This window comes from Thermovenabulum sp. (genome assembly GCF_049701175.1).
GTDB lineage: Bacteria > Bacillota > Thermosediminibacteria > Thermosediminibacterales > Thermosediminibacteraceae > Thermovenabulum.
This window is the reverse complement of record NZ_JBNATW010000051.1, coordinates 1-6,983: the sequence shown is the minus strand read 5'-3', so window position 1 is coordinate 6,983 and position 6,983 is coordinate 1. Positions and strand designations below refer to the sequence as shown.

The following is a 6,983-nucleotide window of genomic DNA, read 5'->3' as shown; positions in this document are numbered from 1 at the left end:
AAAAATACCCCAGCCTTCCAAACTGGGAAGTTTGTCACAGTTTGGATGACCAGGATAATAAATTATGCCAAAGGAAGAAAAAAAAGCAATTATTGCAGGATTAGTTTGCTCTTTTATTTTCGGTTTTTCCTTTTTGTTTACTAAAAAAGGTCTTGAAGTAATGGATACATATCATTTGCTGGCATTAAGATTCAGCTTTGCATTTATGGTATTTGTAATACTTAGAATTACCGGGTATGTAAAGGTAAATTTTAGAGGAAAATCTCTGTGGCCTTTATTGTTTATAAGTTTTATAGAACCCATTCTTTATTTTATATTTGAAACTATTGGGATCAAACTTACATCTTCTTCAGAAACTGGAATGATGATAGCTGTTATACCTGTAATTACATTAGTTTTTGCTTTTTTCCTATTGGGCGAAAGGCCCAATCCGGGACAGATTTTCTTTATTTTTCTTTCGGTTTTTGGTATGGTGTTTATGATAGTAATGAAGGGTAAATTGGAAGTGGGGGAAAACCTAATAGGCACCTTATTCGTATTAGGGGCTGTGGTAAGTGCTGGACTCTACAATGTAATATCAAGAAAGATATCTAAGGAATATACCCCTCAAGAAATTACTTATTTCATGATGATAGTTGGAATGGTATTTTTCAACGCCCTTTCGATAATAAGGCATATAATGAATAATGATCTCATAAATTATTTTGCTCCTTTATTTAATTTGAAGGCTGTAGTTTCAATATTTTATTTGGGTTTTTTATCTTCCGTAGTGGCGTATTTACTTTTTAACTACATGATTTCAAAAATAGAGGCAACTCGTTCTTCGGTTTTTAGCAATTTGACTACTTTGATTTCAATTTTGGCTGGCGTGTTGTTGGGCAATGAAAATTTTTACTGGTATAATATTTTAGGGAGCCTTTTTATACTAGGAGGTATATGGGGGACAAACCGGTTTGCAGGTAAGAAAGAGTTAAATTATGCTTAAGATTTTATGCCCGAATAGATACTGTGGGTCAACAAAACCAAAAATACCGATGAAAAAATGGGAAGGATATATACCGGAATTTTATCTATTAATAATCCAGCCAATAACATTCCGAGAGGCTCTATTAATGAAGTCATCATGGAAATAAGGCCGAACACCCTTCCTCTTAAATCGGAAGGGACGCTTTTTTGAAGCAGAGAAAGTATGGGGATATTCGCAAAGCACGAAGATATTCCTGCAATAATAACTAAAATGCAGTAGAAAACAAAGTAGAAGGATTTCGATAAAAATTTAAGGAGAAATGGTAGGACACTAAAGCCGTTAATAAATATATGTGCGCTTATTATTAAAAGGCTGAAGCATAAAGTTTTATTTAAATCTTTCCTTTCAGGAAGAATTGCGAGAATGAAAGACCCCACAAGAATTCCTAAAGGAAAAAAGCTTTCCAGGATGCCGAATTGAGCAGGCAAAAGCCCAATTACGTTATTTACAATATAAGGGAAAGGTACATTTATTCCAAATGAGAAAAAGAAGTTTATAAAAATGGCAGCGGAAAAAATTGCAAAAATCACCCGTTGAGACTTAATAAAAGAAAACCCTTCTTTAATTTCAGAAAAAAACGTTTTAAAACTAAAAGTATTTTTTCTTACTTTGAGGACTTCTTCGGGGAATAAATTGAAATCTATAAACAATTCGCACAAAGCCGCAGCAAAAAAAGAAAGAGCATTTGCTAAAATAAAAAATTTTAGATTTACAAAACTAAAAATTATTCCTCCCACAAAAGGGCCTGCAATAGATGAAATGGAAGATATGCTTGAATTTATTGAATTAACTCGAGTAAGCCTATTTTCGCCTACAACAGCAGGCATTGAAGCATTAAAAGAAACATCTTCGAAAATATTGCATGTTGCGAGAAGAAAATTAATAGCGATTATTAATAATAGGTTTAAATATGAGGGATTAAATAAAATATAATATAGTATTAGGGCTGAAAAACTTATCAAATCAGAAAAAACAATTATTTTTTTTTCTGCTGAAATTGTCGCTCAGCACCCCCGAAAAGGGGCCAAATATTACCCGGGGCAATGTTCCGGAAATTAAACTTGCCGAAAAAGAAAGTCCCGACCCCGTCATTTTTAACACATATAAGCTAATGGCAAAATTATACAAATAACTACCCAGTAAGGATATTGATTTACCGAGTATTAAGAGGATTGTATTTACAAAAACTTTTTTTTCTATTTCCCTTGTATAATGAATTTCTGCGGACATAAAATTTTAGTGCCCCCTTTTTCCAGAAAAATACAAAACCAATATAATATTATTTGATGTATTTTTAATTGTCAATAAAAATATAACATTGCGATTAATCTTTGATATTGCCATTATGGGATTATTCTGAGAAAATTTCATTGATAGAAATAAAATATTACTTTACATTTAGATAAATAAAAAAAAGAGTAATAAAATAAAAAAAGGAGGAGAGGAAAATGTTTAAAAAGATTTCTTTAAAGGAAGCCTCAACTTATATCGTTGAGGGCTTAGATAAAGGGGCTTTCTTAACGGTGAAATCCAATGACAAAGTAAATACCATGACAATAGGCTGGGGTTTTATAGGTAGGCTATGGCAAAAGGATGTATTTGTCGCCTTTGTCAGGCCTTCAAGGTTTACCTTTAAACTTATAGAAAAAGCGGATTCTTACACGGTAAGCATTCCTATAAAAACAGATTTGTCAAAGGAGCTTAGAATATGCGGCACACTATCGGGAGAAACAGCAGACAAAATAAAAGAGTTGAATTTAAAACTTGTTCCAGGTGAAACCGTTGATTCTCCGGGAATTGAGAACTGCGACCTAATAATAGAGTGCAGGACAATTTACAAGTCCCAATTAAAACAGGATGCAATCCCTTCAGAAATAAAAACTTCCTTTTACCCTCACGGGGATTTTCATCATGTCTATATAGGTGAAATAACGAATATCAAGATTAAAAGTGAAATTTTAAAAAAATAAAACCTTATAGTTTCATCACGATAATACCTATTAAAATTATTATAGCCCCAACTACCTTATTAAAAGATAGAGATTCCTTTAAAAACAGCAGCCCAAAAATAAGCGCAAAGACAGGGTACGTAGCGCTTAAAGGCACCACAAAAGAAGCGTTCCCTTCCTTTAATGCGTAATAATAGGCGAAATGTCCTAAAAAGGAGGCAAAAATCCCCTCTAAGACTATGAATATTAAAGAACGTTTATCTAATGTAAAAGCAGGAATATATCCTTTACTATAAGAAAATATTAAGCAAATGCCTACGACGACGCTAATGGCTAAAGTTCTAACAAAGAGAGCAACTAAAGGAGGTAGTTTGTAAAGCCCCATTTTACCGAAAATAGGGGCTATCCCCCAAAATAAAGCGGTAAGCAACGCAAAAATAAAAGGTTTCATTATTTGACCTCCTTTTCTCTAAAATTTATTTTTTGAAATATAGTACTTACAAAAGTTGTTCAATGGGCAGAATTCACATTTGGGTTTTGTTTTACATACATCCTTGCCGAGCTTTACTATAAGGGCATGGTATTCGTTAAAAAGGGACGTATCGTGGGGCAAGTTTTGCATAAAAATTTCTTGAAGTGCTTGATAGTCGAGGTTTTCATCAACTACTCCCAATCTTGAAAATATCCTCTTTGTATAAGTATCAACTACAAAGATGGGCTTTTTCGCTGCATAAAGGATAATACTGTCAACCGTTTCCTTTCCTAATCCCTTTAAGCTTAAAAGTTCCCTGCGAAGCTCGAAAATATCCTTATCAAATAACTTATATAAATTTCCCTCATAATTTTCTAACAAATACCTGCAAAAATTTTTTAACCTTTCACCCTTTTGTTTATAAAACCTTGTGGAGCGAATTAGGGCGTGAAGTCTTTCATTATCTATTTTCGAAAGCGATTGGGGGGAAAGAAGATTTTCCTTTTTAAGGTTATCAATGGCCTTTTCCACATTGGACCATGATACGCTTTGTGTCAGTATTGCACCTATTACAGTTTCAAAATCACTCTCTGAAGGCCACCAATTCTGCGGGCCAAAAGCTGCATAAAGATTTTCAAAGACCGTTAATAGAAAGTGTTTTTCCATAACAAAAACAGAAACCTCCTTTTTATTGTGCCTTTAAATACAATTATACATGTGTTATAATTGAGTTGTCCAAAATTTTTATATATGGTTGAGGAGGGCTTTCATGATTGGTCAAGGACAGGAAAGCGGTTACTCGTTGAGAAATAGAATATACCAGCACTTAAAAAATGCCATATTAAACGGGGTTTACAAACCCGGAGAAAGCCTTATAGAGTTAAAAGTGGCAAGGGAATTGGGTGTCAGCAGGACCCCGGTTAGGGAAGCTATAAGGCAGCTTGAGTTAGAGGGACTTGTTTCAAGCATACCCAATAAGGGCGTTATAGTAGAAGGAGTAACTGAAAAGGATGTTGAGGATATATATACAATTAGGAAAATGATCGAAGGTTTGGCAGCTCGATGGGCTGCGGAAAAGATTACCCCAGAACAGCTAAAGGAACTAAAAGATGTCCTTGATTTGATGGAGTTTTATACTCAAAAAGGAGAAATAGACAAGGTATCCGAACTTGACACACAATTCCACGACATCATATTTAGAGCTTGTCAGAGTAGACCCTTAGAATCGGTATTATCCCACTTTAACCACTTTATACAAAGGGCAAGGCTTGTTTCAATTAAAAGTATAGGGAGAGCCCAAGTTTCATTGGAAGAACATAAAAAAATATACGAAGCCTTAGAGAAGAGAGACCCTGAAGAAGCGGAGAAAGCCATGATAAATCATGTGGAAAAAGCAAAAATGAACCTTACACCTTATTTAAAAGAGAGGAAGGTTTTTTAACCAGCAAAAATGTCCAGCACAGTAAAATTTTGTGCTGGACTTTATTTTTTATTTTCCAAAAGTTTTAAAAGCAAAGCTCTGTTGGAAACGGGGTATAAGGAAGAAATCTTCAGCTCTGCAGGAGAAAGGTCGGTTTTGCTTTCGAGGAAAAGTTCTTTTTCAAATTCTTCAATCTTTTCTTTTATAGATTTTAAATCAAAGCCGTTATCTTTGAGGTATTTTATCCTTAAAAGCCTTAGAACATCCTTTTCAGAATACCTTCTTTGCCCGCCTTCTGTCCTTTCAGGGTTTACAAGGCCGAGGTTTTCGTAATACCTTATCTGCCTTGCGGAAAGCCCGGTCTTTTGTTCAACGGCTCCGATGCTGTAATATCTCTTTTCGTCTTTTTCCATGAGGCATCTGCCTCCTTATAAAATTTTCCTAATTTTAATTCTAACAAAATCCTTTTAAAAGGTCAATACAAAACCTAACATAAAACGTTAACAATAAAAAATTAAAATAAAAAAACCTGACAAGAAGTTGACACAAGATAAGTTTGGTGATATTATACTTAACAAAGATATTGTTTTTTTATTATTTTGATGGCATTATTTGGCTGGTTAAAAAATAAATATGAAAAAAGGAGTGAAATTATGCCTAAGTACACCAAAAGCGATATTTTGAAAAAAGCCCAGGAGCTTGATGTTAAATTTATAAGGCTGCAGTTCACTGACATTTTGGGCATTATAAAGAACGTCACCATTACGGTAGAGCAGTTAGAGGACGCCCTTGACGGCAAGATTATGTTTGACGGTTCCAGCATAGAAGGTTTTACCAGGATACAGGAGTCGGATATGTACTTAAGGCCTGACTACGATACTTTCTGCATACTCCCCTGGAGGCCGAGAAGGGGTGCGGAAGCAAGGCTCATGTGTGACATTTACACCACGGAGCAGGAGCCTTTTATAGGATGCCCCCGTACTATTCTCAAAAGGGTTTGTGAAGAGGCAAGGGAAATGGGCTATGAGTTCCAAGTAGGGCCAGAACCCGAATTTTTCCTCTTCCAAATGGATGAGGAGGGGAGGCCTACCATTAAAACCAACGATAGGGGTGGATATTTCGACCTTTCACCGGTTGACCTCGGAGAAAACGCAAGGAGGGATATAGTCCTTGCCCTTGAAGAGATGGGGTTTGAGGTGGAGGCTGCCCACCACGAGGTAGCTCCTGGCCAGCATGAAATAGATTTCAAATATGCCCCTGCACTGAAAACCGCAGACAATATAGTTACCTTTAAATTTGTGACAAAGGCTATAGCCTTGGAACACGGCCTTTACGCTACCTTTATGCCAAAACCCATTTTCGGTGAAAACGGTTCGGGCATGCACCTTCATATGTCCCTTTTCAAGGATGGAGTGAATGCTTTTTACGACCCAGATGATAAAGAGACAGGGCTTTCTCAAGTTGCAAAGTACTTCATAGGTGGTATACTGCACCATGTTAAAGGCTTTACCGCAATAACCAATCCCACGGTAAACTCTTACAAAAGATTGGTCCCGGGGTATGAAGCACCCGTCTACATCTCCTGGTCCAGCAAAAACAGGAGCGCCTTGGTGCGGGTGCCTGCTGCACGCGGAAATGCAAGCAGGATAGAGCTCAGGAGCCCGGACCCTTCTGCAAATCCCTATTTAGCCCTTGCAGTGATATTGGCTGCAGGCCTTGACGGCATAAAGAACAAAATTGACCCCGGCCCCCAGACTTTTGATAATATCTACGAGATGACCCCTGCAGAAAGGCTTGCTCAGGGTATAGAAAACCTCCCGGGGACTTTAAAGGAAGCCCTTGAATGCCTTGCAAAAGATGAAGTTATAAAGAAGGCTTTGGGTCCCCACGCTTACGAGCACTTTGTAAAAGCAAAACTCATTGAGTGGGATACCTATAGGACCCAGGTCCATCAGTGGGAATTGGACCAGTACCTGCCTATATTCTAATGGAAAAAATAACCCGGCAAAACATTATAGATTTTGCCGGGTTTTTCATTACTTTAATTTGATAAAATAAAATAGATAGTGTAAAATATTTTTAGGTCAAAAAGGAGGAAAAAGCAGAAAAAATGTA

9 protein-coding genes are annotated in these 6,983 nt (G+C 36.4%); 4 read left to right on the top strand and 5 right to left on the bottom strand.

Annotated features, from left to right (window positions below):
- The first annotated feature begins 64 nt into the window (after positions 1-64).
- Positions 65-985: a DMT family transporter gene (locus tag ACPLVF_RS11800; protein WP_424908023.1), complete on the top strand. Its 921-nt coding sequence runs from the start codon at positions 65-67 to the stop codon at positions 983-985.
- On the opposite strand, the gene ACPLVF_RS11795 is transcribed toward ACPLVF_RS11800, so the two are convergent.
- Both ACPLVF_RS11795 and ACPLVF_RS11790 read right to left on the bottom strand, forming a co-directional pair.
- A complete protein-coding gene (locus ACPLVF_RS11795; protein WP_424908022.1) occupies positions 982-1,989 on the bottom strand; it encodes an MFS transporter in 1,008 nt (335 codons plus the stop codon). The two genes, ACPLVF_RS11800 and ACPLVF_RS11795, sit on opposite strands and share 4 nt — an antisense overlap.
- A 1-nt stretch (position 1,990) precedes the next feature.
- Complete coding sequence (locus ACPLVF_RS11790) at positions 1,991-2,257, bottom strand: hypothetical protein (RefSeq protein ID WP_424908021.1); 267 nt, start codon at positions 2,255-2,257, stop codon at positions 1,991-1,993.
- Positions 2,258-2,475: 218 nt separating this feature from the next.
- Here ACPLVF_RS11790 and ACPLVF_RS11785 point away from each other — a divergent pair, with 218 nt between their 5' ends.
- A complete protein-coding gene (locus ACPLVF_RS11785; RefSeq protein WP_424908020.1) occupies positions 2,476-2,997 on the top strand; it encodes a flavin reductase family protein in 522 nt (173 codons plus the stop codon).
- A 4-nt stretch (positions 2,998-3,001) separates the two neighbouring features.
- Here ACPLVF_RS11785 and ACPLVF_RS11780 read toward each other — a convergent pair whose 3' ends face one another.
- On the bottom strand, positions 3,002-3,427 hold the full coding sequence (locus tag ACPLVF_RS11780; protein ID WP_424908019.1) for an EamA family transporter: 426 nt from the start codon (positions 3,425-3,427) through the stop codon (positions 3,002-3,004).
- Between the two features lie 18 nt (positions 3,428-3,445).
- Positions 3,446-4,114: an endonuclease III domain-containing protein gene (locus tag ACPLVF_RS11775; RefSeq protein WP_424908018.1), complete on the bottom strand. Its 669-nt coding sequence runs from the start codon at positions 4,112-4,114 to the stop codon at positions 3,446-3,448.
- Between the two features lie 103 nt (positions 4,115-4,217).
- On the opposite strand from ACPLVF_RS11775, the gene ACPLVF_RS11770 reads away from it, so the two are divergent.
- Positions 4,218-4,889 (top strand): GntR family transcriptional regulator, encoded by a 672-nt coding sequence (locus tag ACPLVF_RS11770; protein WP_424908017.1) that lies wholly within the window; start codon positions 4,218-4,220, stop codon positions 4,887-4,889.
- 41 nt (positions 4,890-4,930) lie between these two features.
- Here ACPLVF_RS11770 and ACPLVF_RS11765 read toward each other — a convergent pair whose 3' ends face one another.
- Positions 4,931-5,281 carry a MerR family transcriptional regulator gene (locus ACPLVF_RS11765; protein ID WP_424908016.1) on the bottom strand — a complete coding sequence of 117 codons (351 nt, stop codon included), beginning with the start codon at positions 5,279-5,281 and terminating at the stop codon, positions 4,931-4,933.
- Between the two features lie 240 nt (positions 5,282-5,521).
- Here ACPLVF_RS11765 and glnA point away from each other — a divergent pair, with 240 nt between their 5' ends.
- The gene (glnA, locus tag ACPLVF_RS11760; protein ID WP_424908015.1) at positions 5,522-6,856 is read left to right on the top strand and encodes a type I glutamate--ammonia ligase; all 1,335 of its coding nucleotides are present in this window, start codon (positions 5,522-5,524) and stop codon (positions 6,854-6,856) included.
- The last annotated feature ends 127 nt before the right edge of the window (positions 6,857-6,983 follow it).